The organism is Bradyrhizobium sp. AUGA SZCCT0169 (genome assembly GCF_018130085.1).
Lineage (GTDB): Bacteria > Pseudomonadota > Alphaproteobacteria > Rhizobiales > Xanthobacteraceae > Bradyrhizobium.
The window spans coordinates 89,864-113,018 of the sequence record NZ_JAFCMC010000021.1 but is presented as its reverse complement, the minus strand read 5'-3'; the positions used below and the strand labels follow the sequence as shown (position 1 = coordinate 113,018).

General features: G+C 65.2%; 22 protein-coding genes. 10 read left to right on the top strand and 12 right to left on the bottom strand.

All coding sequences use genetic code 11. The features are described 5' to 3' along the window. Positions 1-623: 623 nt before the first annotated feature. Positions 624-2,129: a HAMP domain-containing sensor histidine kinase gene (locus JQ609_RS22665; protein ID WP_212275021.1), complete on the bottom strand. Its 1,506-nt coding sequence runs from the start codon at positions 2,127-2,129 to the stop codon at positions 624-626. Positions 2,130-2,328: 199 nt separating this feature from the next. On the opposite strand from JQ609_RS22665, the gene JQ609_RS22660 reads away from it, so the two are divergent. Continuing rightward, positions 2,329-3,003 carry an HAD hydrolase-like protein gene (locus tag JQ609_RS22660; protein ID WP_212275020.1) on the top strand — a complete coding sequence of 225 codons (675 nt, stop codon included), beginning with the start codon at positions 2,329-2,331 and terminating at the stop codon, positions 3,001-3,003. Positions 3,004-3,021: 18 nt separating this feature from the next. On the opposite strand, the gene JQ609_RS22655 is transcribed toward JQ609_RS22660, so the two are convergent. Beyond that, on the bottom strand, positions 3,022-3,873 hold the full coding sequence (locus JQ609_RS22655; protein WP_212275019.1) for an amidohydrolase: 852 nt from the start codon (positions 3,871-3,873) through the stop codon (positions 3,022-3,024). A gap of 99 nt (positions 3,874-3,972) precedes the next feature. After that, the gene (purD, locus tag JQ609_RS22650) at positions 3,973-5,247 is read right to left on the bottom strand and encodes a phosphoribosylamine--glycine ligase (RefSeq protein WP_212275018.1); all 1,275 of its coding nucleotides are present in this window, start codon (positions 5,245-5,247) and stop codon (positions 3,973-3,975) included. Positions 5,248-5,501: 254 nt separating this feature from the next. On the opposite strand from purD, the gene xseA reads away from it, so the two are divergent. Further along, on the top strand, positions 5,502-7,124 hold the full coding sequence (gene xseA, locus JQ609_RS22645; RefSeq protein ID WP_212275017.1) for an exodeoxyribonuclease VII large subunit: 1,623 nt from the start codon (positions 5,502-5,504) through the stop codon (positions 7,122-7,124). Between the two features lie 78 nt (positions 7,125-7,202). Here xseA and JQ609_RS22640 read toward each other — a convergent pair whose 3' ends face one another. Then, a complete protein-coding gene (locus JQ609_RS22640; protein WP_212275016.1) occupies positions 7,203-8,045 on the bottom strand; it encodes a dienelactone hydrolase family protein in 843 nt (280 codons plus the stop codon). A 223-nt stretch (positions 8,046-8,268) separates the two neighbouring features. Between JQ609_RS22640 and JQ609_RS22635 the strand changes: the two genes are divergently transcribed. Then, positions 8,269-8,496: a DUF2093 domain-containing protein gene (locus JQ609_RS22635; protein WP_212209655.1), complete on the top strand. Its 228-nt coding sequence runs from the start codon at positions 8,269-8,271 to the stop codon at positions 8,494-8,496. Positions 8,497-8,611: 115 nt separating this feature from the next. On the opposite strand, the gene lpxK is transcribed toward JQ609_RS22635, so the two are convergent. The 6 genes from lpxK to JQ609_RS22605 form a co-directional block, all read right to left on the bottom strand. Beyond that, a complete protein-coding gene (gene lpxK / locus JQ609_RS22630) occupies positions 8,612-9,646 on the bottom strand; it encodes a tetraacyldisaccharide 4'-kinase (RefSeq protein ID WP_212275015.1) in 1,035 nt (344 codons plus the stop codon). After that, complete coding sequence (locus JQ609_RS22625) at positions 9,639-10,979, bottom strand: 3-deoxy-D-manno-octulosonic acid transferase (RefSeq protein WP_212275014.1); 1,341 nt, start codon at positions 10,977-10,979, stop codon at positions 9,639-9,641. The genes lpxK and JQ609_RS22625 overlap by 8 nt, the downstream gene beginning before the upstream one ends. Next, a complete protein-coding gene (locus JQ609_RS22620) occupies positions 10,942-11,655 on the bottom strand; it encodes a lysophospholipid acyltransferase family protein (protein WP_212275013.1) in 714 nt (237 codons plus the stop codon). Before JQ609_RS22620 ends, JQ609_RS22625 begins: the two co-directional genes overlap by 38 nt. After that, a complete protein-coding gene (locus JQ609_RS22615; RefSeq protein ID WP_211993617.1) occupies positions 11,652-11,924 on the bottom strand; it encodes a DUF4170 domain-containing protein in 273 nt (90 codons plus the stop codon). The genes JQ609_RS22620 and JQ609_RS22615 overlap by 4 nt, the downstream gene beginning before the upstream one ends. A 95-nt stretch (positions 11,925-12,019) precedes the next feature. After that, positions 12,020-12,829, bottom strand: a complete 810-nt coding sequence (locus JQ609_RS22610) for a 3'(2'),5'-bisphosphate nucleotidase CysQ (protein ID WP_212275012.1) — start codon at positions 12,827-12,829, stop codon at positions 12,020-12,022. After that, a complete protein-coding gene (locus JQ609_RS22605) occupies positions 12,816-14,222 on the bottom strand; it encodes a TldD/PmbA family protein (RefSeq protein ID WP_212275011.1) in 1,407 nt (468 codons plus the stop codon). Before JQ609_RS22605 ends, JQ609_RS22610 begins: the two co-directional genes overlap by 14 nt. Positions 14,223-14,490: 268 nt before the next feature. Here JQ609_RS22605 and JQ609_RS22600 point away from each other — a divergent pair, with 268 nt between their 5' ends. Next, complete coding sequence (locus JQ609_RS22600) at positions 14,491-15,015, top strand: DUF6101 family protein (RefSeq protein WP_212275010.1); 525 nt, start codon at positions 14,491-14,493, stop codon at positions 15,013-15,015. 94 nt (positions 15,016-15,109) lie between these two features. Here JQ609_RS22600 and ubiA read toward each other — a convergent pair whose 3' ends face one another. Together ubiA and JQ609_RS22590 are read right to left on the bottom strand one after the other, a co-directional pair. After that, on the bottom strand, positions 15,110-16,036 hold the full coding sequence (gene ubiA, locus JQ609_RS22595; RefSeq protein WP_212275009.1) for a 4-hydroxybenzoate octaprenyltransferase: 927 nt from the start codon (positions 16,034-16,036) through the stop codon (positions 15,110-15,112). 10 nt (positions 16,037-16,046) lie between these two features. Then, on the bottom strand, positions 16,047-16,727 hold the full coding sequence (locus JQ609_RS22590; protein ID WP_212209647.1) for a hypothetical protein: 681 nt from the start codon (positions 16,725-16,727) through the stop codon (positions 16,047-16,049). A gap of 205 nt (positions 16,728-16,932) precedes the next feature. Between JQ609_RS22590 and JQ609_RS22585 the strand changes: the two genes are divergently transcribed. From JQ609_RS22585 to JQ609_RS22560, 6 genes are all read left to right on the top strand, one after another. Beyond that, entirely contained in the window at positions 16,933-17,685 is a 753-nt protein-coding gene (locus JQ609_RS22585) for a 16S rRNA (uracil(1498)-N(3))-methyltransferase (RefSeq protein ID WP_212275008.1), read from the top strand. A 147-nt stretch (positions 17,686-17,832) separates the two neighbouring features. Next, positions 17,833-19,005, top strand: coding sequence for an ATP phosphoribosyltransferase regulatory subunit (locus JQ609_RS22580; protein WP_212209645.1), 1,173 nt, complete (start codon positions 17,833-17,835; stop codon positions 19,003-19,005). Next, a complete protein-coding gene (gene hisG / locus JQ609_RS22575; protein WP_212209644.1) occupies positions 19,002-19,979 on the top strand; it encodes an ATP phosphoribosyltransferase in 978 nt (325 codons plus the stop codon). The genes JQ609_RS22580 and hisG overlap by 4 nt, the downstream gene beginning before the upstream one ends. Positions 19,980-20,159: 180 nt before the next feature. After that, complete coding sequence (locus tag JQ609_RS22570) at positions 20,160-21,206, top strand: glycosyltransferase family 2 protein (protein WP_212209643.1); 1,047 nt, start codon at positions 20,160-20,162, stop codon at positions 21,204-21,206. Further along, positions 21,203-22,048, top strand: a complete 846-nt coding sequence (locus tag JQ609_RS22565) for a ChbG/HpnK family deacetylase (RefSeq protein ID WP_212209642.1) — start codon at positions 21,203-21,205, stop codon at positions 22,046-22,048. Before JQ609_RS22570 ends, JQ609_RS22565 begins: the two co-directional genes overlap by 4 nt. Positions 22,049-22,178: 130 nt before the next feature. Continuing rightward, positions 22,179-23,018: a DUF2076 domain-containing protein gene (locus tag JQ609_RS22560; RefSeq protein ID WP_212275007.1), complete on the top strand. Its 840-nt coding sequence runs from the start codon at positions 22,179-22,181 to the stop codon at positions 23,016-23,018. The last annotated feature ends 137 nt before the right edge of the window (positions 23,019-23,155 follow it).

Here is a 23,155-nt window from a genome sequence, read left to right as displayed (position 1 = left end):
AGAGGGCGCAGGGAAGACCGGGTGCGCGCTGCACCCGCGGTCCCGTGTGCGGTTTGCACTAAGTAGGCTGCACACGAGCATACAGGGCAGCGGAGAACACCCGGCCTTCCCTGCGCAATGGCTTTACGGCTTATGCCGCGCTCTCCCCGGAGACGAGTTCTTGGTTGACTCCGTCGCTGCCGCTTCCGCTCGCGCTTCTTCGACAGCTTGACGCCGGCAACGGGCGCCAGGACCACACGGTTTTGCCGTACGCCTGTATACGCCGTCGTCAGGCGCAACAAACGTCCACCGCATCCCGCCGCGCGTTCGTGACGTGCGCACGCCCCTCTTGTCGGGCGGGACGCGACGATTCAAACCGCTGATTTGCCCTACGAGGGAAGTGGAATTTTGCCCGTCGGGTTACTTTGTCGCAGTCAATCGTCGTCGCGAGCGCAGCGACGTCGTCCCGGCCTTGAGCCGGGACCCATACGCCGCGGCCCTCATTGTTTGCAGAAGGTGTCCAAGACCTGCGCTCTCACCGATGGGCCGCGGCGTATGGGTCCCGGATCGCGCTTCGCTTGTCCGGGACGACGTGGATGGGTCATTGCAAGCACCGCTTCGCGATCTCGCCGCGTCGCCCCGCCCTACTCCGCCGCCGCTTCCCGCGGCGCTTCGCGCGGCATGATGATCTGGATTTTCGTGCCCATGCCGGGTTTGGTTTCCAGATGAATCCGGCCGCCCAGACGATTGGTCACGATGTTGTGGACGATGTGTAACCCGAGGCCGGTGTTGCCCTGGTCGCGCCGGGTGGTGAAAAACGGGTCGAACACCTGGCGCTTGACCTCCGGGCTCATGCCGCAGCCGTCGTCTGAAAACAGCACCTCGACATTGCCCTTGCCCGATGCCTGCGCCGCAATATGGACCGATCCCCCGCCGCCGTCCGGAAAGGCATGCGCCGCGGAGTTGAGAACCAGATTGGTGAGCACCTGGCCGTAAGGTCCGGGATAGCTATTCATGACAAGATCGGGTTCGCATTCGACGGCGACCGTCAGGTTTTGACCTCGCAGCCCGAACCGCAATCCCCCGACGACCTGCTCGGTCACCTCGCCGAGATCGAAACGCCTGCGGTCCGAAACGTTGCGATCGGCTGCAACCTGCTTGAACGACTGGATCAGTTCGACCGCGTTGCCAAGATTGAACATGATCTGCGACGCCGCCTCGCGGCTGGCCGCAATGAACTCCGAGAGCGTCGAGCGGCGCACGTCACCCTTGGCGACATCGGCTTCAAACCGCTTGGTCTTGTTGATCAATGCTGAGGCCACGGTGAGGCTGGTGCCGACGGGGGTGTTGATCTCGTGCGCAACGCCCGCCACCAGCCGTCCCAGCGCGGCCAGTTTCTCGGTCTGTACCAGACTGCCCTGCGCGGCGCGCAAATCGTCAAGCGATTGCGACAGCTGCCTGGTGCGTTCCTGCACTTCCGTGAACAGCCGCGTGTTCTCGATGGCGATGACCGCCTGGCCGGCAAAGGTCTTCAGGAGCTCGACCTGCGCCTTGGGGAATAATTGCGGCTCCAGGCGCATCACCGCGATGGCGCCGATCGCGACCTCGTCGCGCAGCATCGGCACGATCAGGATGCTGCGATAGCCCGATGTCTTCTGCAGTTCGCTGTAGCCGCCGGAGACCAGCACATCCGGCTCATGCACGACGCGGCGCTCGCGGATCGCGACCGAGATCAGATTCTTGCTGGTGAGCGGAGCCGGGTAGGCTTTGCGCACCGCCGCCACCGATGCCGGAGAGAACTGATCGTGCGCGACCAGGTGGACGTGGTCCCCGTCCCGGCGGTAGACGGCGCTCAGCACGCTCTGGCAGAGCCGCGCTGCGTTCCTGACGATCCGGTCGAATACCGGCGCAAGATCGGTCGGCGCGTCGGCGATGAGGCTCAGGACCTCGGATGTCGCGGCCTGGCGCTCTCTGGCTTGCTGAAGTTCGAGGGCGAGTCGTTCGACTTCGGTTTGCGCTGGATTTTCGGCGTCCGTTTTCGCTGACCTGGAAGCGCGCGCCACCTTTGGCGCAATGATCCGCTTTCGCGGCTTCGCCGTACGGCTTTGCGGCTTTTTCGATCCGCCGCCTGCTGCAGAACGTGGTGTCATTGCCTGCCCCGGGCTTCAGAATAAGCCATCGGATCGGCTTAGGCTAGTAACGGGAAACGGGGGGCGGTGGCTGCGCCGGATGAGACCTCACCGCGACATGGCCGGACTTGCCGCTGCATTGCCTTGCCGCGAATGAGCCGACGCAGCAACGAAATCAAGCGAACTTGTACAGGTTTGCTTTGGCCGCTAGCTTTGGATCATGACGTGCTCCGTTCTTCTGGACCTCGACGGCACCTTGATCGATTCGTATCCCGGCATTTCGGCAAGCTGTCTGGCGGCGCTGCGCGCCCTTGGACATGAACCGGATGGAACCCCCGACATAAAACGCATCATCGGGCCGCCACTCGAAGAGATCATGCAAACCCTGCTGCAGTCATACGGAGACGACCGGGTCGGTGAAGCAGTCACGGCCTATCGTCAGCACTACGGTGAAAGCGGGTTTCTCGGCAGCGTGCCCTATCCGGGAATTGGCAACTGCCTTGCAGAGATGAAGCGATGCGGATTGCGGGTCTATCTCGCGACCTCGAAGCGGGAGATCTTCGCGAGCCGCATTCTGGAGCATCTGGGGTTTGCCAGCTACTTCGATGGCATCCATGGCTCCGTGCCGAGCGGCGAGCTGGATCACAAGCCCGAGTTGCTCGCCCATATCCTGTCCAGGCACGGTCTTGCGCCGTCTCGCAGCCTGATGGTCGGGGATCGCCGGCATGATATTTCCGGCGCCCACGCGGTCGGGATGCGCGGTCTTGGCGTGCTCTGGGGTTATGGCACGAGGGACGAACTTGAGACGGCGGGCGCAGACCAACTGGTGAATTCTCCCGCCGATCTCGCCGGTACGGTTCTTTCGATGGTCAATGGGAAGCAATCCCCGGGCTAGGGCCGCTGTTGAAATGCGCTAGCCTTTGTTCGGTGACCAGCCATAGGCCTTGGCGCAGGCACCGCCCATCAGCATGGCCCGCTCGGTGTCACTGAGGCGGTCCGTCTTGAGGAACGGCGTGACGGCCTGCTCGTAATTGACGACGGCGAAGGCGCGGGTCCAGTCGGTGCCCCACAGGCAGCGATCGAAACCCCAGGCCTCAAACACGCGCGCCAGCGGGTCCCAGATGTCAGGGAATGGATACGGCTCTTTGGACAGCGTGCAGGCGCCGCTGACCTTGATCACCACGTTCTTGCGTTTGGCGAGCGCCAGCACCTTGGGCAGTTCGGCCCAAGGGGACCAAGGCTGCGCGGGCGCCGGCGGCGTGCGCGGCTGCAGGATGCCGAGATGGTCGAGGATGAAGCGCGTGTCGGGATGACGATCGACCAGCGCCCTGCCGGCATCGAGATTGTCCCAGCACAGCAGATTCACCGGAAAGTCATGTTGGACGGCCGCGCGCGCAATGCGGTCGATGCCGGGGTGACCGGGCTCGCGCTTGTTCTCCCTGGTCAGCATGATGCGGATGCCGACCGCGCCCGGCATCTTCTTCCAGTCGGCGATGACGTCGGCGACGTTGGGATCATCCGGGTCGACCGGCTTGACGATGGCGAGCCTGTTGGGATGGGCGCGCGCCACTTCCACGGCATAGCTGGCGTCGTAGCGGTACATCGAGAAGGCGGAGATGAAGATCGCGCCGTCGACGCCGACCTTGTCCATCGCCGCCACCATCTCGTCGCCGGTGACGTGGTCGGGCCAGTTCGGCACCGTGGCCCAGGGCCGCTTCGGCGTGTTGGCCTCATAGGCATGGACCTGGGAATCGATAATCGCCATCGGGACGCTCCTCCGTTTTGAGGCGATTTTGGACATCGCAACATCTGCGTGTCCAGAGGGCCAAAGCGCGGAGATGCGTTGCGCGGATTGCAGGCGGCGTCAGCGCTCCCGCGCCACCGCCTGCCAGCCGATGTCGCGGCGGCAGAAGCCTTCCGCCCAGTTGATGCGATCGACGGCCGCATAGGCGCGCTGCTGCGCCTCGGTCACCGTCTTGCCCATGGCGCAGACGTTCAGCACGCGGCCGCCGCTGGCGAGAATTTTTCCGTCTTTCTCGATCGTCCCGGCGTGGAAGATTTCGACGCCCTCGACTTTTGCGGCGTCGTCGAGACCTGAGATCACCGAGCCCTTGCCATAGCTGCCGGGATAACCTTTCGTCGCCATGATCACGGTCAGCGCCGCATCGTCGAACCAGCGCAGGCTGAAATTCTTCAATTGCCCGTCGGCGCTGGCGATCAGCGCCGGCAAGATATCGGACATCATCCGCAACATCAGCACCTGGGTTTCCGGATCGCCGAACCGGGCGTTGTATTCGACGAGTTTCGGGCCGTCCTTGGTCACCATCACGCCGGCAAACAGCACGCCCTTGTAGGGCGATCCCATCGCCTTCATCGCACGCAGCGTCGGATGGATCATCTCCTCCATGACGCGGGCGCACATCGCGTCCGTCATGACCGGCGCCGGGGAATAGGCGCCCATGCCGCCGGTGTTCGGGCCCTGGTCGCCGTCGAAGGCGCGCTTGTGGTCCTGCGCGGTCGCCAGCGGCAGCGCGTGTTCGCCGTCGCACAGCGCAAAGAACGAGGCCTCCTCGCCCACCATGAATTCCTCGACCACGACCTCGGCGCCTGCGTCGCCGAACCCGCCGCCGAACATCATGTCGACGGCGTCAAGCGCTTCGGCCTCGCTCATCGCCACGACGACGCCCTTGCCGGCGGCCAGACCATCGGCCTTGATCACGATCGGCGCGCCCTGCTTGCGGATATAGGCTTTTGCCTTCGCGGCCTCGGTGAAATGCTCATACGCCGCGGTCGGAATGTTGTTGGCGCGGCAGAGATTCTTGGTGAAGGTTTTCGAGCTCTCGAGCCGGCCCGCGGCCTGGGTGGGCCCGAACGCCTTGAAGCCGGCACTGTTGAGATCGTCGACGATCCCGGCGGCGATCGGCGCGTCGGGGCCGACCACGACGAAATCCACCTTGTGCGCCTTGCAGAAATCGATCACGGCCGGATGGTCGGTGATGTCGAGCGCGACGCATTCGGCATCCTTGGCGATGCCGGCATTGCCCGGCGCGCACCAGAGCTTCGTCAGCAGCGGAGATGCGGCGATCTTCCATGCCAGGGCATGTTCGCGGCCGCCGGAACCGAGCAGGAGGATGTTCATGACTGGAGCCAGATGTGGGGAACGACAAGTCGAGCAGGTCGCACAAAACCTTCACGGACGGCAAGAGCAGCCTCCAGCAGGATGGCACTTGTCCGGAGCCAAGATGACTTTTCCGCCCGCAATCCGGTTTTCCCCCGACGGACAAAGTCATCACTACTATATTACCTGAAACACCACACCGGCGGAGATTGGCGGGGATAAGCAAAAGTCCCTACCTTGCGTAGAAGCCCCAAAAGCCTGATTCGATTGACGAGATGCCTGCCACCGAACCACTGCTCAACGCGCCCGAATTCACCGTCTCGGAACTCTCCTCCGCCCTGAAGCGGACGGTGGAGGACGCCTATGGCCATGTCCGGGTGCGCGGCGAAATTTCGGGCTTCCGCGGGCCGCATTCCTCCGGCCACTGCTATTTCGCGCTCAAGGACGAGAGCGCCAAGATCGAGGCTGTGATCTGGAAGGGCGTGCATTCCCGAATGCGGTTCAAGCCGCAGGAAGGGCTCGAGGTGATCGCGACCGGCAAGCTCACCACCTATCCGGGCTCGTCGAAATACCAGATCGTCATCGAAGCCATCGAGCCCGCCGGCATCGGCGCGCTGATGGCGCTGGTGGAAGAGCGCAAGAAGAAACTCGGCGCCGAGGGCCTGTTCGACGAAGCGCGCAAGCAATTGCTGCCGTGGCTGCCGGAAGTGATCGGCATCGTGACCTCACCGACCGGCGCCGTGATCCGCGACATCCTGCACCGCCTCGAAGACCGCTTTCCGCGCCGCGTGCTGGTGTGGCCGGTGAAGGTCCAGGGCGAAGGCTCCGCCGAACAGGTTGCCGCCGCGATCCGCGGTTTCAACGCGCTGCCTGAGGGTGGCAAGATTCCGCGGCCGGATCTGCTGATCGTCGCGCGCGGCGGCGGCTCGTTGGAGGATTTGTGGTCGTTCAACGAGGAGATCGTGGTTCGCGCCGCGGCCGAGAGCATGATCCCGCTGATCTCCGCGGTCGGGCACGAGACCGACATCACGCTGATCGATTTTGCCGCCGACAAGCGCGCGCCGACGCCGACGGCGGCCGCCGAAATGGCCGTGCCGGTGCGCAGCGAATTGCTGGTCGAGGTCGCCGGCCTGGCGCGCCGCACCATGGTGTGCTGGCTGCGCGGCCAGGAAAGTCGGCGCAACGAATTGCGCGCCGCGGCGCGCGCCCTGCCCGCGGCCAGCGAATTATTGGCGATCCCGCGGCAGCGGCTGGACAGCGCAGGTAGCGCCCTGCCCCGCGGCTTGAAAGCCAACACCAACGCGCATCATCGCCGTTTCTCGCAGCTCAGCGCCGGCTTGACGCTGAAGGTGCTGCGCGGACAGGTCGCGCAGGCGGGGCACCGTCTCACCGTATCCGGCGAGCGCATCAGGCTTTCCGCACGGGCATTGTTGCGCAACCGGCGCGATCGCTTTGCCGGACTTGAACTCAGGCTGAAAGCGTCGAAACTTTCCAACGCGCAAGCGCAGCGCAACGCGATCGCGCGCGACCGCGAACGCACGCAGCGCCTTGCCGAGCGCGCGCGCCGCGCGCTGGTGACCGCGATGACGCGGCTCAACGCCCGCGTCGCCCATAGCGGCCAGTTGCTGTCGGCGCTGTCCTATCGCGGCGTGCTGGCGCGCGGGTTTGCGCTGGTGCGCGACGAACACGGCCACGCCGTGCATGCCGCAGCGTCGATCGGCCCGGGCGCGCCTCTGTCAATCGAGTTCGCCGACGGCCGCGTCGCGGCGACGGCGGATGCCGACCGGCCGGCGGCGACATCAGCACCGATGAGCCAGCCGACCCTTGCCCGGCGAGAAACCAAGACGCTGGCGCCCAAGCGCGTGGTCAAGCCGGTCGATCAGGGCAGTTTGTTTTAGGCGAGCGATGCGCCTTCCTTACCTCTCCCCGCAAGAGCGGGGCGAGGGAGCAGAGACACCGCGCTACGTCGCTCTCGCTCACCTTGCCAGCCATTCCGCCACGCGCCTTTGCGAGTCCGAGCGCGCCGCCGCATCGGTGCCGATGTGGCCGCGTTCCGGCTGGCCGGCATCGCCGCTGCCGAGCGCGCGGAGCGGCAGATTGGCGCGGTCGAAATCGTGCGGCGCGCCGGGATAGATTTCGATCCGCGCCAGCGCGCTGCGGCCGCGGGCGCCGTCCACCATCTGGCGGCACGCCGATGGCGAACTGACATCGTCCTTGGCGCCGATCAACAGCAGCGTCGGCATCCGCGCGCTCCAGCCGAGGCCGGCGGAGATCCGGCAGTCCGGATAGAAGGCGACCGCCGAGCGGAAATCCGGCCCGTCGTGGCGCCAGGCTTGCGGACGCACCGCCCACAACAGCGCGCTGGCCCCGTTCGCCCATCCCATCAGGCTGACGCGATCCTGCGCCACCCAGGCCTGCTGCGCCAGCCATCGCCGCGTCGCCACGATATCGGCCACCCGCTCGCGGCGCGCCAGCACCCGGCGCTCCTTGTCGCGGCATTGCGGGCCGAGTTCGCGCGAACCGTAGCTGTCCGGCAGCACGACCGCATGTCCCGCCTTCAATAGTTGTTCGACCCAGTCGCGGTAGCGCGGCAGCACCGGCTCGGAATGTCCACTCAGGCCGCCGCAGCCATGCAGCGCGATCACGGTGGGAAACGGCCCGTCACCGTCAGGCCTGTAGAGCTGGGCGTGCAAGTTGAGTTTTGGCGCGGGGATATCGACCTGTTTAGGGGCCGGCAGTGGCGCGCCCGAAGCGGCGCGCGGCACGGCTGCGCAGGCCGCGGCGAACAGCGTCAGGAATAGCAGTGTCGCTGGGCGCATCTGATTTCGCCGGGTCAAACTGGCGCTCGGGGCAATGCGAACATAATCAGGAGGTTATCACGCGCGATCGGCGAAAATTCATCACAATCAGGTGGTTTTCTTGCAGGTGGTTTCTTGCGGGTGGGTTTCGGGAGCGGACAGCCCAGCCTATCTGTGATAGATCGGATTTGGAAAATACACTTTAGTCGGCCTGTGAAATGGCCGACCTGTCGGAGAGTTTGCGGTGCTGAATAAATTCGGTCCCTCGGGACATGGCGAAGCGCAGGTGCAATATCTGGATGGCGATTTCCGCGTGGTCTCGCCGGGAACCTATGTGCGCTGCGCGATATCGGATGTGCGGATCCCGCTCGACGAGTTGAAATACTGGAGCGTCGATCTGCAGGAAGCCTATTCGGTGCCATCAGCCGTGCTGCAGCGGCATTTTCCCGGCGCGCTGAAGACGCAGGGTTGAATTATTTGTCGTCCCGGGCTTGACCCGGGACCCACAACCACAGCTCTTCGTGGTTATGTCAGGCTGGAACTCCAGCCCGCTTCAACAACTGACGACGGTGGTTATGGGTCCCGGGTCAAGCCCGGGACGACGACGCAAATTTCTTCTCGCGCGCCTTGAAGAGTTGATCGGTCACGAACCTCTTTAGCTTCGCGCCGTCCTCAAACTCGAGCGTCACCGCGAACGGCACGATCGCTTTCGCCCAATCCGGCAATCCGCCGCCGACTCTCAGGCGCGCCAGATCCTTTTCCGTCGTCACCAGCGTCAGCGCGTCGCGGCCGGCCTCGGCGATCAGGCCGTCGATCTCGGCCTTCGAGAACGCATGGTGATCGGCGAAGGCGTGCTGCCGGACCACCTCAACGCCGCTTGCCGTCAGCGTGCCAAAAAATCTTGCGGGATCGCCGATGCCGGCGAAGGCCAGCACGCGCTTGCCGCGCAGCGAAGCCACCGAATCCTGGTTCGGCACAAGGCGCGCGCGCAGCACCGGCTTGTCCTGTGCGGCGATATCGGCCGCAACGCGGTCGGCCGCCGTACCGTTGCCGACGATGATGAGCGCATCGGTGCGCGCCAGTTGCGGCTTTAGCGGCGCGCGCAAGGGGCCTGCGGGAAACACCTGCCCGTTGCCGAGGCCGCGGCCGGCGTCGATCACGATCAGCGAGGCATCCTTGGCGACCGAGGGATTCTGGAAACCGTCATCCATCAGGATCACGGACGCCGCCAGCGAACGCACCAGCGGAACGCCGTCGGCGCGTTGGCGCGCGACCACCACCGGCAGCGTCGCCGCCAGCATCAGCGGCTCATCGCCGACATCGGCGGCGGCATGCCGCTCCGGATCGACCCGCACCGGCCCGCGTAATTTTCCGCCATAGCCGCGGCTCAGCACGACGGGCGTTTCGCCGAGCTCGCGGAGCAGCTTCGCCAGTGCCAGCACCGTCGGCGTCTTGCCGGCGCCGCCGACGTGATAATTGCCAATACAAATGACGGGGACGCCGGCATCCAGGCCCCCGCGCTGCATCCGTCTCGCGGCGATGGCGCCGTAGAGGGCAGCGAGCGGGCTCAACAGGTTGGATTGAAGAGAAGGCGGGCCGTGCCAGAAGCGCGGCTCACGCATTCGCGGCTCCCATTTCGAGCCGCAGCTGCAACAGATACGGCTCCAGCGCGATCATCGTGCGATCCAGCGCGCCGCCGAGCCGTTCGACCACACGCTCGGCAGCTTTGAGCGATACTTCGCGCGCCCTGGGATCGGCGAGCAGCTGACCGAGTTGCTTGACCAGGGCCTCCTGGGTGTCAGCCTTTCGCGCGCCGCCGGCCTGATCGAGCGCCTCATAGACGTCGCCGAAATTGAAGACGTGCGGGCCATGGACGATCGAGGCGCCGAGCTTGACCGCCTCGATCGGATTTTGTCCGCCATGTTCGACCAGCGATCCGCCCATGAACACGATCGGCGACAACCGGTAGAACAACCCGAGCTCGCCCATGGTGTCGGCGACATAGATGTCGGTCGCAGCGGTCGGCAATTCCTCGCGCGAACGCAGCGACGCGTGCAGGCCGGACGCCTCGACCATGCGCGCGATCGCCTCGCCGCGATCGGGATGCCGCGGCACGATCACGGTGAGCAGGTTCGGAAAGTATCCGGCGAGGATCTTGTGCGCCTCCGCCAGCATCTCGTCCTCGCCGGGATGGGTGGAGGCGGCGATGACGACCGGACGGCCGCGCGTCATCGCCATCAGCCGCTCCAGCTTGGCTTGATCCGCCGGTGGTGCGGGAACGTCGAGCTTCAGATTGCCTGTGGTCACGACGTTGGGACAACCAAGTGTCGAAAACCTGTCGGCATCGGTTTCCGACTGCGCGAGGCACAGTTCGAACCGGCCGAGCAGCGCCGAGATGGTGCCGGAGACACGCCGCCAGCGCGGAAACGAGCGAGGCGACATGCGGCCGTTGATCAGCACCATCGGCACGCGCCGCGCCGCGCTCGACAGGATCAAATTCGGCCACAGATCGGACTCGATGAACAGCGCCAGCGACGGACGCCAATGGTCGAGAAACCGCGCGACGTAGCGCGGCGAGTCGTAGGGGACATATTGATGGATAACGTCGGGCGGAAACCGCTTGGCGACGACCGCCGCCGAGGTCACCGTGCCCGAGGTGAGGAGGATGCGCAGGTTCAGCGCCCGCAGCTGCTCGACCAGCGCTGCCGAGGCCAGCACCTCGCCGACGCTGGCGCCGTGAATCCACACCAGCGGCCCGACCGGGCGAACATCGGCGCTCACGCCGCGGCGCTCGCTGACGCGCGCCGGATCTTCCTTGCCGAGCTTCAGCCGCCGGTTGATGAACGCAGGCGCCAGCGGCACCATCGCGGACGACAGACTCCGGTAGACGCGCAACGTCATCGGCAGCGGCAGCGAATTAACCAAGGGCGGCCTCCGGACGACCGACAGCCGCATAGGCGCGGCGGGTCGCTTCGTTCAGATAAGTCTCTACCTGTTGGCGCAGCTTTTCCATGGTCTCTGCGTCGGCGTCCGGCGGCACGAAAACCGCATCAATGCCTACCACGGCACCCCTGCCGAATGGCAAATTGATGGTGGAGGAGTCCCAATTTTTCAACCGGATGAACCGGCTGGTCACCATCGCAAAGGGAAGAATCGGCCGCCCGGACTCCCGCGCCAGCATGATGAGGCCGAGCCCCACCACCCGCGCCCGCTTCGGCACGTCGGCGGTGGTCGCGACATTCCACCCCTGCTCCAGCGCCTGCACCATCTCGCGGAACGCGCCGACGCCACCCTTGCGGTGGAAGGCGCCGCCATGGTCGCCGGAACCTCTGATGGTTCCGATGCCGAGCCGCTCGGCCGCAATGGCGTTGAACTCGCCGTCGCGATGCCGCGAGATCAGGACCTTGGCGCGATGGCTCTCCTTGGTCTTGATGAACGGCGTGATGAAATGCTGGCCGTGCCAGAACGCGAGGATCGCCGGCATGGCGGGCTCGACCTGGTCGTAGACGTCAGCCGGTTCGTAGCTGAACTTGTTGGTCAACCAGACCAGCCGCAGATATTCGGCCGCAAGCACACCGACCGCGCGCTGAAGCCAGCTGCTGCGCAGCAAATCGCGAAGGAATCGTTTCAACGGGCAGGCTTCGCGTCTTGCTTGGTATCTTGCTTGGTGTCTTGTCCCGGATCGAGCAGCCGGTGGAGGTGGACCACGAAATAGCGCATGTGGGCGTTGTCCACGGTCTGCTGCGCCTTCGCCTTCCAGGCCGCATGGGCGGTGGCGTAATTCGGGTACACGCCGACGATATCGACCTGGTCGAGATCCTTGAAGGTGATGTGTTCGAGATCGGTCAACTCGCCGCCGATGACGAGATGAAGCAGTTGTGGCGGGGCACTATCTGGCATGATGGTTGTTCCTAACGAGGTGCCCGGCAAGCGAGTTTGTTGAGGTGTATCGCATGATGAGTGGCGTGACGAACCGTGACGCTGGTCCGGCGTGTTCAGGGCAGCGGACGGATTCGAAAATGCTCGACAATGCGTGCATGCCGATCACGTCCCGCAGCCACCAGCACCCCGTGCGTCACCTCCCGGCGATTATACTCAATCGTGTCCCCCGAGAGCGCCGTCATCCTACCATCGGCTTCGTGCACGATCAAATTCGCCGCCGCAAGGTCCCAATCGCGGCTCTGCCCGCCCGCAAAAGCGGCATCCAGGCTGCCGTCGGCGACCCGGCACAGCCGAAGCGCCAGTGAACCGATTCGCGGAAACAGCGTGATCTCATCGGATGACGGGCTCAGCCGCTGCACCAGCGGCTTGGGGCCGGCCATGCGGGAAAAATCCAGATCCGTGCCTGCGGTCGCCAGCACGCGCTTGCCGTTGCGCGTGGCGCCCTGCCCGCGCACCGCGAAGAAGAATTCGTCGGTCGCGGGTGCGAACACCGCCGCCAGCAGCGGCGTGGCATCGGCCACCAGCGCGATGCTCACGCACCAGTCCTCGCGGCCGGCCAGATAGGCGCGGGTGCCATCGATGGGATCGACGATCCAGACCAGTTTCCTGCCGAGGCGCGTGTCGTCGTCGACGCTTTCTTCCGACAGCCAGCCATAATCAGGCGTTGCCGCGCGAAGCCGGCTTTCGACGAGATCGTTGACGGCGATGTCGGCTTCCGACACCGGCGACGAGGCGCCCTTGGTCCAGTTCTTCAGCTCGGTGCGAAACAACGACAGCGCCAGCGCCCCCGCCTCGCGCACCGTCTCCGTCAGCAGCGCGGCGTCGCGCGCCTTTGTCGTTTCAAGCGTATCAGCGTCCGCCAAGCGTCAAACCCTCGATGCGCACGGTCGGCGCATTGACGCCATAGCGGAATTCCAGATCGTTGGCCGCAGTCAGCGATTGGAAGATCGCCAGCAGATGGCCCGCGATCGTGACTTCGCTGACGGGATAGGTGATCTCGCCGTTCTCGATCCAGAAGCCGGACGCGCCGCGGCTGTAATCGCCGGTGACGCCGTTGACGCCGGAGCCGATCAGATCGGTGACGTAAAAGCCCTGCTTGATGTCAGAGATCAACTCGGCCGGCGTCGGCTCGCCCGCCTCCATGTGCAGATTGTACGATCCCGGCGACGGCGACGACGACACGCCGCGATGCGCATGGCCGGTCGTCACCAGTCCAAGTTCGCGCGCGGTCGCGGTGTCCAGCAGCCACGAGGTCAGCACGCCCTCGTCGATGATCGCGAGCTTCTTCACCGTGACGCCTTCGGCATCGAAGGTCTGCGAACGCAATCCGCGCACCCGCAGCGGATCGTCGATGATGCGGATGTTTTTGGCGAACAGTTGCTCGCCCATGCGGTCTTTCAGAAAACTGGTCTTGCGCGCGATCGAGGCGCCGTTGACGGCGCCGACGAGATGGCCGACCAGCGATCCCGACACCCGCGGATCGAACACGACCGGCACCTTGCAGGTCTCGACCTTGCGCGGATTGGCGCGCGCCACCGTGCGCTCGCCCGCCTTGCGGCCGACGCTTTCGGGCGCGGCAAGATCGGAGGCATGCGGCGCCGACGTGTAATCGTAGTCGCGCTCCATGCCGGTGCCTTCGCCTGAAATCGCGGTCATCGAGATGCCCTGGCTCGATCGCAAATACGAGCCGTGGAACCCGGTCGAAGTCACCAGCACCATGCCGCCGATGCCGCTCGATGCCGACGCGCCGCCTGATCGCGTCACGCCCTTGACCGCAAGCGCCGCGGCCTCCGCTTCTACGGCGCGGCGTTCGAGTTCGGAAGTCGAGGGAACCGTGCGATCGAGCAGGTCGAGATCGGCGAACTCGCGTGCCAGGAGTGAAGGATCGGCGAGGCCGACATATTTGTCGTCGGGTGCGACGCGCGCCATCGCGACCGCGCGCTCGGCCAGTTTCGAAATGCCATCGCCGCTGATGTCGTTGGTCGAGACCACGGCCTGGCGCTGTCCGACCAGCACGCGCAATCCGACATCGTCGCCTTCCGATCGCTCGGACTCCTCGACGCGGCCATCGCGCACTTCGACGCCTTGGCTGACGCCGCGCACCGCGACCGCATCAGCCGCATCGGCGCCGGCGCGCTTGGCAGCCTCGACCAGCTGCTGCGCCAGCGTCGAGAGCGCCGACTGGTCGAACAGGTCCGAGGTCGCGGAAGATGAAGGCTTGGATGGTGAAGAGTTCACAAACAAAATCCCTGACATTGAAGCGAGTTGGGACGCAAATCTTTGGACCCATCAGATGTGCCTGATTCACAGGGATTTCAAGCATTTTGCGGTGCCAAAAGCCAATCATTTTCGGCTTCAAAGCAAGGACTCGTCAATCATGCGCGCCAAGCTCTTGTCAATCATGCGGGCAGAAGCAGTGACGGTGACCTCGGGTTAACCAGCCTTTTTAAGCCAAAACGGAAACCGCTCGGCTAAGGTCTCACACATCGACCGGGAACATAATTCCGGCGGGGAGACGAAAGCCGTGAGGCGTCAAACAGCAACAAGCGGGATCAATCCCGCCGGGTCGGGCCGCGCATTGCGGCTCGACCCTCTTTCCCTTCCGCTCCGCTTCGATGCGCAGGACACCCGCGCTGACGGCGGCGTGCGGCAGATCGAACTTCACCGCGAACGCGTCGTGCTGCGCCGTGCCGTCCGCGGCATGCAGATGGCCGTCAACGTTCGCGTCAGCGATTTTCTCGGCGTGGCTTTGCGCGGTCTCGACGACGCGCAGATGCTGGTGCTGGTGCATCGCGACCCTTCGCTGAACATTCCGCTTGGCGTCAGCTCCGATGCCGAGGAGCTTTCTTCCGCCTGGCAGATGTGGAGCGATATCTTCGCGCTTCCGCTATTGCCGGAGGACAAGCGCCGCGATCCGGCCCAGCGCCGCCGCCGCCACAACGCCATCCGTGCCCGCCGCCCGAAATTTCTGGTGCGCCGGCGTGCCGGAGACCTGCTCAACCCGGCCAACATCCATCAGGGCGAACGCGAGATCATCGCAAGGGATTGAGATTTTTTTGTAGGGTGGGTTAGCCGAAGGCGTAACCCACCGCTGTGCGGAAGATCAAGATGGTGGGTTACGCTGCGCTAACCCACCCTACGCATCAGTGCATCACCGCATCGACCAGCAGGCCCGCAAACAGCAGCAGCCCCGCATCGCGGTTGGATTTGAAGATGCGCAGGCACAGCGCGGGATCGCTGATGTCGAGCCGCCGGATTTGCCAGACCAGATGAACAGCAAATGCGACCAGCCCGATCCATGCCGGCCATCGCGCCCCGCCCAGCACCAACGCGACGCCGATCAGCACCACCGCCAGCGTATAGAACACGACCAGCGCCCGATGCGTCGCCGCGCCGAACAGACGCGCGGTCGATTTGACGCCGATCAGCGCGTCGTCCTCGGCGTCCTGATGCGCGTAGATGGTGTCGTAGCCGATCACCCAGGCGATCGAGCCGGCATAGAGCACGAGCGCGGTCAGATCGATGCGTCCGAGCGTGACCGCAAATCCCATCAAGGCGCCCCATGAGAAGGCAAGGCCGAGCACGACCTGCGGCCACCAGGTGATGCGCTTCATGAAGGGATAGACCGCGACGATGATCAGCGACGCGATGCCGGTCATGATCGCGAAGCGGTTGAACTGCAGCAACACGGCGAGCCCGATCAGCGCCTGCAGCACCAGCCACGCCAGTGCCTGCGGCACGCTCACCTGTCCGGCCGGAATCGGGCGCGACCGCGTGCGCTCGACCTTGCCGTCGAGATCGCGATCGGTGATGTCGTTCCAGGTGCACCCCGCCCCGCGCATCACGAAGGCGCCGATGAAGAACAGCACGATGACGAGCCACAATTGACTGGCGTCGCGCGCGATGCCGGCGGCCAGCGCCGCCGACCACCAGCACGGCATCAGCAACAGCCAGGAGCCGATCGGCCGGTCGAAACGGGAAAGCCGCAGATAGGGCCGCGACCAGGACGGCGCGCGCGTATCGACCCAGTTGCCGGTGGCGTCGGCAACGCGGGCCGTAGCGTCGCTCATCGGAAGGCGGTCATCGGGTGAGAACGTTGCCGTTCAGCGTATCGAACGTGCTGCCGCCCTTCCGCACGGTTTGCGCCTCGGGCAGCGCCGCCGACGAGCCGAGCGCTTCGCTCAGGCTTGGAGCTGCCGCTCGCTGCGCCTGTGCTCCCTGCTGGGCGACCGTGCAGACCTGCTTTTGCATTTTTTCGGTGTTCTTGTGGCTGTTCTTGAGCTGCTCGGCGATCTGCGGCGGAATTCCGCATTTCGCGGAATTGGTCTCGACATATTTGATCATCTTGACTTCGGCCACACTGTAGCTGCCGATCAGCTTGCAGGCCTCGTCCGGCGACGCCTTGCGATCGCTCGCGGCCTTGATCATCTTGCCGCGCTTCTCGGCCTCCTCGCGCAACGGGACGAACGCCTTCATGCAGGCATCTTGCGCGCCGCCGGCTTGTGGCGGCGGCGCCGCTCCGCGGTCGAATACCGAACCGCCCCCGACAGGGGCGGCTCCGGCCGACGGGAACGGTGAAGGACCACCCACCGATGCCGCAGGCGCCGCGCCGTTCACCGGCGGAAACGGCGATGCGTTGCTGGCCGCGGCGGGTGCGGCCTGTCCGGGCAGCGGCGCCGGAAATGGGGTCTGCGCAAAGGCCTGCCCCGCGAGAACGGTCACGGCAATCGTCAGCGGCACAATGAGACGGCGGATTTTCAAAGGTGTTTCTCCGGCAAAGGTCCAGCAGGGCCCGGGCGACTTCCGATCGAAGCACAATTCCGACGGGGCTTTTTACGATTCCTGCCGGCCCTTAACAACCCGTGGATTTAGGCGGCAGCGCGGCGCTGGGCCGCACCGAATCATTAAATTGTCCCCGGATTCTAGCCCTTTAGGCTAAAACCGGCGCGAAACGGAACAATCACAGATGCCTGAACTCGATTTTCGTGCCCCTCGCCTGTTCGTCGATGCCCCCTTGAGCCCGGGCGAAAGGGTCGCGCTGGAGCGCAACCAGAGCAATTATCTCGGCAATGTGCTGCGGCTTGCCGCCGGCGAATCGATCCTGGTGTTCAACGGCCGTGACGGCGAATGGCAGGCGCAGATTATCGGGCGGAAGCGGCCCGACAGCCTTGAGATCCTCATTCAGAACCGGCCGCAGGATCGCCTGCCCGACATCGCCTACGTCTTTGCCCCGTTAAAGCATGCCCGGCTCGACTACATGGTGCAGAAGGCGGTCGAGATGGGCGCCTCACGGCTGCAGCCGGTGTTGACGCGTTTCACCCAGGTCTCGCGGGTCAATGGCGAGCGGATGCGCGCCAATGTCATCGAGGCCGCCGAGCAATGCGGCATCCTGAGTCTCGCCGATGTTGCCGAGCCGATGCCGCTCGATCGCTTTCTGAGCCAGCGCCAGCCGGAGCGCCTCCTGGTTTTCTGCGACGAGGCCGCGGAAACCACCTCGCCGCTGCAGGCGCTGCAAAACGGGTTAACGGCGGCTGGCGGCATCGACATCCTGATCGGTCCCGAAGGCGGATTTGCCGAGGAAGAGCGCACGCTGCTGCTGCGCCAGCCGCGAACCCTGCGGCTTTCGCTCGGGCCCCGAATTTTGCGCGCCGATACGGCCGGCGTCGCGGCGCTGGCGCTGGTGCAGGCCGCGCTCGGCGACTGGGCCGGGCCGGGTTAGCCAGCCGAGGCCGTTAAGCCTCATTGAACCCCGCGTTAAGCGACGACACCAATCTCTGTCGAAACCCTGCCCCGGCCATGCTAAGGCCTCCGCCACCAAACGCTCGATACCTCTAGGAACCCGTTTTTCGGGATATTTGGACGCGAAATGACCGTAACCGCCGCCATCGATGGTGCCGCCGGGTCCGCCACCTGGGTGGACGCGCTGCTTTTGTCGTTTGCGCAGGCCGGCTACGCCCAGGCTGAACCGGCGATTCTGCAGCCGGCCGAGCCGTTCCTCGACCTCTCCGGCGAGGACATCCGCAAGAGCCTCTATCTGACCACCGACGCCAGCGGCGAAGAACTTTGCCTTCGTCCCGATCTCACCATTCCGGTGGCGCGGGACTATCTGGCCTCGGGCCGCGCCGGCCAGCCCGCGGGCTTCAGCTATCTCGGGCCGGTGTTCCGTTATCGCGACGGTCAGCCGAGCCAGTTCCTGCAGGCCGGCATCGAATCCTTCGGCCGGCAGGATCGCGCCGCGGCGGATGCGGAAATGCTGGCGCTGGCGCTGGAGGCGACTTCGGCGTTCGGCCTGAGCGATGTCGAAATCCGCACCGGCGACGTCGCGCTGTTCACCGCGCTGATCGATGCGCTCGAACTTTATCCGGTCTGGAAGCGGCGGCTGATCAAGGATTTCAACCGCAAGGTCAGCCTCGCCCAGGACATCGAGCAGCTGACACTGGCGACCGCCCCCGGCCGCAATGAATATGAAGGCGTGCTGGCAGCCCTTGCCGGCTCCGACCGCAAGGCCGCGCTGGCGCTGGTCACCGACCTGATGTCGATCGCCGGCACCACCAATGTCGGCGGCCGCACGGTTGCCGAAATCGCCGACCGCTTTCTCGAACAATCGACGCTCAAGAGCGGCGCGCTGCCGCGCGACGCGCTCGCGACCATCAAGCGCTTTCTTGCCATCGCGGGCGATCCCGATGACGCGGTGGCGCAATTGCGCGCGCTGGCCGAGGACACCAGGCTCAATTTGACGGCGGCGATCGATCAGCTCGAAAGCCGCGTCGGCTTCATGGCCGCGCGCGGCATCGACACCAGCCTGACGCGCTTTTCGACGTCGTTCGGACGCGGCCTCGACTATTACACCGGCTTCGAGTTCGAACTGCACGCCAAAGGTCGCGTCAAGGACAACGGCGTCGAGCCGCTGGTGGCGGGCGGGCGCTATGACGGGCTGATGACCCAGTTGGGCTCGGCCGCGCCGATCCCGGCGGTGGGCTTCTCGGTCTGGATCGAAGCCCTGACGCAACTCCGCAAACCGGTCGGGAACGCATCATGACCGCGCCCTTCGTTCTCGCCGTTCCCTCCAAGGGCCGCCTGCAGGAAGAAGCCCAGGCGTTCTTTTCGCGCGCCGGCCTCAGCCTCGCCAAGCCGCGCGGCGCGCGCGATTATCGCGGCACGATCTCCGGGCTCGACAATGTCGAGATCGCCTATCTCTCGGCGAGCGAGATTGCCTCGCAGCTCGCCCGCGGCATGGTGCATCTTGGTGTGACCGGCGAAGATCTCTTGCGCGAAAGCATCGTGGACGCCGACAAGCGCGTGCTGTTGATCGACAATCTCGGCTTCGGCAGCGCCAATGTCGTGGTCGCGGTACCGCAGGCCTGGATCGACGTCCGCACCATGGCCGATCTCGACGACGTCACGACGGGTTTCCGCGCGCAGCATAACCGGCGCATGCGGGTCGCGACCAAATACATCAACCTGACCCGGAACTTCTTTGCCACCCACGGCGTGGTCGACTACCGCATCGTCGAGAGCGCCGGCGCCACCGAAGGCGCGCCCGCGGTCGGCACCGCCGAGATGATCGTCGATATCACGACAACAGGGGCTACCCTCGTCGCCAACGGCCTCAAGGTGCTTGACGACGGCGTGATCCTGCGCAGCCAGGCCAACCTCGTCGCCTCAAAGGATGCCGACTGGTCGAGCGGGGCGCGCGAGACCGCGCGCGTCATCCTCGATCACATTGCCGCACGCGCGCGCGCCGCCAAATATCGCGAAGTCCGCACCCGCTTTGCCGGCTGCAACGACAGGCTGCTGACCGAGGCGCATAACCGCTTCGGTGTCGTCGCCCCGTTCGGCGGCCCGACCTCGTCGGGCATGCTGACGCTGCACTGCCCGCCGTCGAAGCTCTACGCGCTCGGCAGCTTCCTGCGCGAGCACGGCGCCGATACGGTTTCGGTGGCTTCCCTCGAATATGTGCTCGACCGGGAAAACCCGCTGTTCGCCCGGCTCGAGGCGTTTCTGCGACAATAAGGCGGCTGTGTTTTCAAAGCGGCTCTTGTTTTCGTTCATCGTAGCGACAGCTAGTGGCAAGTAACATATGCTGTTGGGAGCATGATCCGGAAAAAGCCTGCCCCGCACTTGATGCGGGGTGGGCACCGGTTTTCCGAAGAGATCATGCTCAAAACATATGGATGATTTGGAACCTGATCGATGACGCTTGGCTCTGACGTTTCCGGCCTGTCCACCACCGCGGCGAGCGCCGCGGCGCGGGGGCTGTCGATTGTCGTGCCTGTCTATAACGAGGCCGCCGGGCTCGCGTTGCTGCACGAGCGGCTGATCGGCCTCGCCAGGACATTGCGGCAGCGCTACGGCCTCGCCAGCGAAGTGGTCTATGTCGACGACGGCAGCGCCGATACCACGCTCACGATCGCGCGCACCCTGAAGGCCGACGCGCTCGACGTTCAGGTGGTGTCGCTGTCGCGCAATTTCGGCAAGGAAGCCGCCTTGATGGCGGGGCTCGACCATGCGCGGCGCGGTGCGGTGCTGTTCATGGACGGCGATGGCCAGCATCCGCCGACCCTGGTCGAGAAGCTGGTCAGCCACTGGATCGATGACGGCTACGACGTCGTCTATACGGCGAAGGCGCATCGCGACAATGAATCGTTTCTGCGGCGTCTTGCCGTGCACGGCTTCTACGCGCTGATCAATTACGGCGCACGGCAGAAAATCCCCGAGGATGCCGGCGACTTCCGCCTGCTGTCGCCGCGCGCCGCGGCAGCGCTCAAGCAGCTGCCCGAGCGCAATCGCTTCTTCAAGGGTCTGGCGAGCTGGATCGGCTTTCGCCAGATCCGCGTCGATTATGAGCCGGCGCCGCGCGCGCACGGCGTCACCACCTTCAGCGCCGGCCGGCTGGTGGGCCTGTCGATCGAGGGGCTGACCTCGTTCTCGGTAGCGCCGTTGCGCTTTGCCAGCCTGCTCGGCGTGCTGCTCGCCGTGGGCGCCTTTCTGTTCGGCCTGACTATTCTCTGGGAAGTCTTGACCACGGGCAAGCAGGTCCCCGGCTATCCCTCGCTCGTGATCGGCCTGATGACGATCGGCGGCGTGCAGCTGATCATGATCGGTATCGTCGGCGAATATATCGGCAAGATCCTGTCGGAGCTGAAAGCGCGTCCGATCTATTTCGTCGCCGAACACTCCGAGAAGCACGCGGACGAAACGACCACCACAACTGTCAGCGAACGGACCGCCGCGGAATGAACGATGCCGCGCCGCCGCGCCGTATCTGGCTGTGCGCCGATGATTACGGGATCAGCGAGGGCGTCAATCGCGCCATTCGCGAGCTGATCGGCCAGCGCCGCCTCAATGCGACATCGGTGATGGTGGTCGGCCCGGCGATCGGCCGCGGCGAGGTCACGGCGCTGCAGGACGCCGCTGCCGGCAGCCCGCGCTGCGCGATCGGCCTGCATGCGACGCTGACCGCGCCATTCCGGCCGCTGACGATGCACTTCAGACCGACCGATGGCGGCATGTTTCTGCCGCTGCCGGCGATGCTGCGTTCGGGCCTGTTGCGGCGGCTCGATCCCGAGATGATCCATGCCGAATTGATCGATCAGCTGGCCGCGTTCCAGGATCTGTTCGGCCGCCCGCCGGATTTCGTCGACGGCCATCAGCATGCGCAGCTCTTCCCGCAGGTGCGCGATGCGTTTCTGCGCGCGGTGAAGCAGGCCGCGCCCGGCGCCTGGGTTCGCCAGGGCGGCCGCCTGCAGCCGCTGGCCAAACGGCTCGGCGCGCCGAAGGCGCTGCTGCTCGATGCGCTCAGCTCGCGGTTTCGCAAGCTCGCCACCCGTGCCGGTATCCCGTTCAATCCGGCCTTTGCCGGCGCCTATGATTTTTCGAAGACGCCCGATTTCGGCGTCCTGATGGGACAATTCCTGCAGGGCATGCCGGAGGGCGGGCTGGTGATGTGTCATCCGGGCTTCGTCGACGAAACCCTCATCAGCCTCGATCCCCTGACCACACAGCGCGAAAGCGAGCACGCGTTTCTCGCCGGCGCGCAATTGCCGCCGCTGCTGGCAAGGAACAATGTTACACTGGCTTGAGTTTGCTCAATAAACCGGCCGGTCGTTTTGTCGCATACCGAAATTTAATCTGCCCTCCCACTACTTGCGACACAAACCCCGCCCTACATCTGCCCCGCGCTTCGAGGCACCGGGCGCGATGGAGAACGCCATGACACCGCAAGAACGCCAACTGATTGACGATCTTTTCGACCGCCTTGCCAAGCTGGAAAGCGCCCCGCGCGATCCCGAAGCCATGTCCGCGATCATGCAGGGCCTGCGTGGTGCGCCCAATGCCGTCTATGCGTTGGTGCAAACGGCGCTGGTGCAGGACGAAGCGCTGAAGCGCGCCAATGACCGCATCCAGCAACTGGAAAGCGGGCACGCGGCCGAACAGAATCAATCCGGCGGCTTCCTCGATTCGATGCGTGACACGATCTTCGGGCAGAGCCAGTCGCGCGGCTCGGTGCCGAACGTCCGCTCGCCCGGCATGGGCGGCCGCCCGGTCTGGAACAGCGGCGAGGTGGTGCAGCAGACGCAAGGACAACAAGGACCCGGACAATACGGCCAGCCCGGCTACGGGCAGCAGCCTGCCTATGGTCAACCGCCGCAGCAGCAGCCGGCGTTCGGCGGCGGTGGCGGCTCCTTCCTCGGAACGGCGGCGGCAGCAGCCGCCGGCGTGGTCGGCGGATCGATGCTGCTCGGCAGCATCCGCTCGATGATGGGCGGCGGCGGCAACCAGCAGGCGGCCTTCGGCGGCGATAGCGGTGGTCATCGCGGCAGCGTCGAAGACCGGCGGCCTGGCGGCAGCGATCAATCCGGCGGCGATTTGGCGCGGGAGGCCGGTGCCAATGACATCGGCTCGTCCGGAAGTTCGCGCACCGGGCTGTTCGACGACAACAACAGCGGTGACAGCTCACGCAGCGGATACTTCGACAACGCATCGAACGACGACAATTATGACGACATGGATGACGGCTTCGATGGTGACGGCGGCGGCGACGACGATTAAGCCTGAACGACGTCACGTCTGAAAAAGAAAACGGCCGCTCGATCGGGCGGCCGTTTTGATTCCTCTTCCTCGTCGTCCCGGCCTTGAGCCGGGACCCATAACCACCACTGCTCGTGGTAAGCGAAGCTGTGGCAACG

Bases quoted from the DNA above. Each gene is read 5' to 3' on its own strand.
- JQ609_RS22665 (WP_212275021.1), bottom strand. From the start codon at position 2,129: ATGACACCACGTTCTGCAGCAGGCGGCGGATCGAAAAAGCCGCAAAGC.
- JQ609_RS22660 (WP_212275020.1), top strand. From the start codon at position 2,329: ATGACGTGCTCCGTTCTTCTGGACCTCGACGGCACCTTGATCGATTCG.
- JQ609_RS22655 (WP_212275019.1), bottom strand. From the start codon at position 3,873: ATGGCGATTATCGATTCCCAGGTCCATGCCTATGAGGCCAACACGCCG.
- purD (WP_212275018.1), bottom strand. From the start codon at position 5,247: ATGAACATCCTCCTGCTCGGTTCCGGCGGCCGCGAACATGCCCTGGCA.
- xseA (WP_212275017.1), top strand. From the start codon at position 5,502: ATGCCTGCCACCGAACCACTGCTCAACGCGCCCGAATTCACCGTCTCG.
- JQ609_RS22640 (WP_212275016.1), bottom strand. From the start codon at position 8,045: ATGCGCCCAGCGACACTGCTATTCCTGACGCTGTTCGCCGCGGCCTGC.
- lpxK (WP_212275015.1), bottom strand. From the start codon at position 9,646: ATGCGTGAGCCGCGCTTCTGGCACGGCCCGCCTTCTCTTCAATCCAAC.
- JQ609_RS22625 (WP_212275014.1), bottom strand. From the start codon at position 10,979: ATGCGGCTGTCGGTCGTCCGGAGGCCGCCCTTGGTTAATTCGCTGCCG.
- JQ609_RS22615 (WP_211993617.1), bottom strand. From the start codon at position 11,924: ATGCCAGATAGTGCCCCGCCACAACTGCTTCATCTCGTCATCGGCGGC.
- JQ609_RS22605 (WP_212275011.1), bottom strand. From the start codon at position 14,222: ATGTCAGGGATTTTGTTTGTGAACTCTTCACCATCCAAGCCTTCATCT.
- ubiA (WP_212275009.1), bottom strand. From the start codon at position 16,036: ATGAGCGACGCTACGGCCCGCGTTGCCGACGCCACCGGCAACTGGGTC.
- JQ609_RS22585 (WP_212275008.1), top strand. From the start codon at position 16,933: ATGCCTGAACTCGATTTTCGTGCCCCTCGCCTGTTCGTCGATGCCCCC.
- JQ609_RS22580 (WP_212209645.1), top strand. From the start codon at position 17,833: ATGACCGTAACCGCCGCCATCGATGGTGCCGCCGGGTCCGCCACCTGG.
- hisG (WP_212209644.1), top strand. From the start codon at position 19,002: ATGACCGCGCCCTTCGTTCTCGCCGTTCCCTCCAAGGGCCGCCTGCAG.
- JQ609_RS22570 (WP_212209643.1), top strand. From the start codon at position 20,160: ATGACGCTTGGCTCTGACGTTTCCGGCCTGTCCACCACCGCGGCGAGC.
- JQ609_RS22565 (WP_212209642.1), top strand. From the start codon at position 21,203: ATGAACGATGCCGCGCCGCCGCGCCGTATCTGGCTGTGCGCCGATGAT.
- JQ609_RS22560 (WP_212275007.1), top strand. From the start codon at position 22,179: ATGACACCGCAAGAACGCCAACTGATTGACGATCTTTTCGACCGCCTT.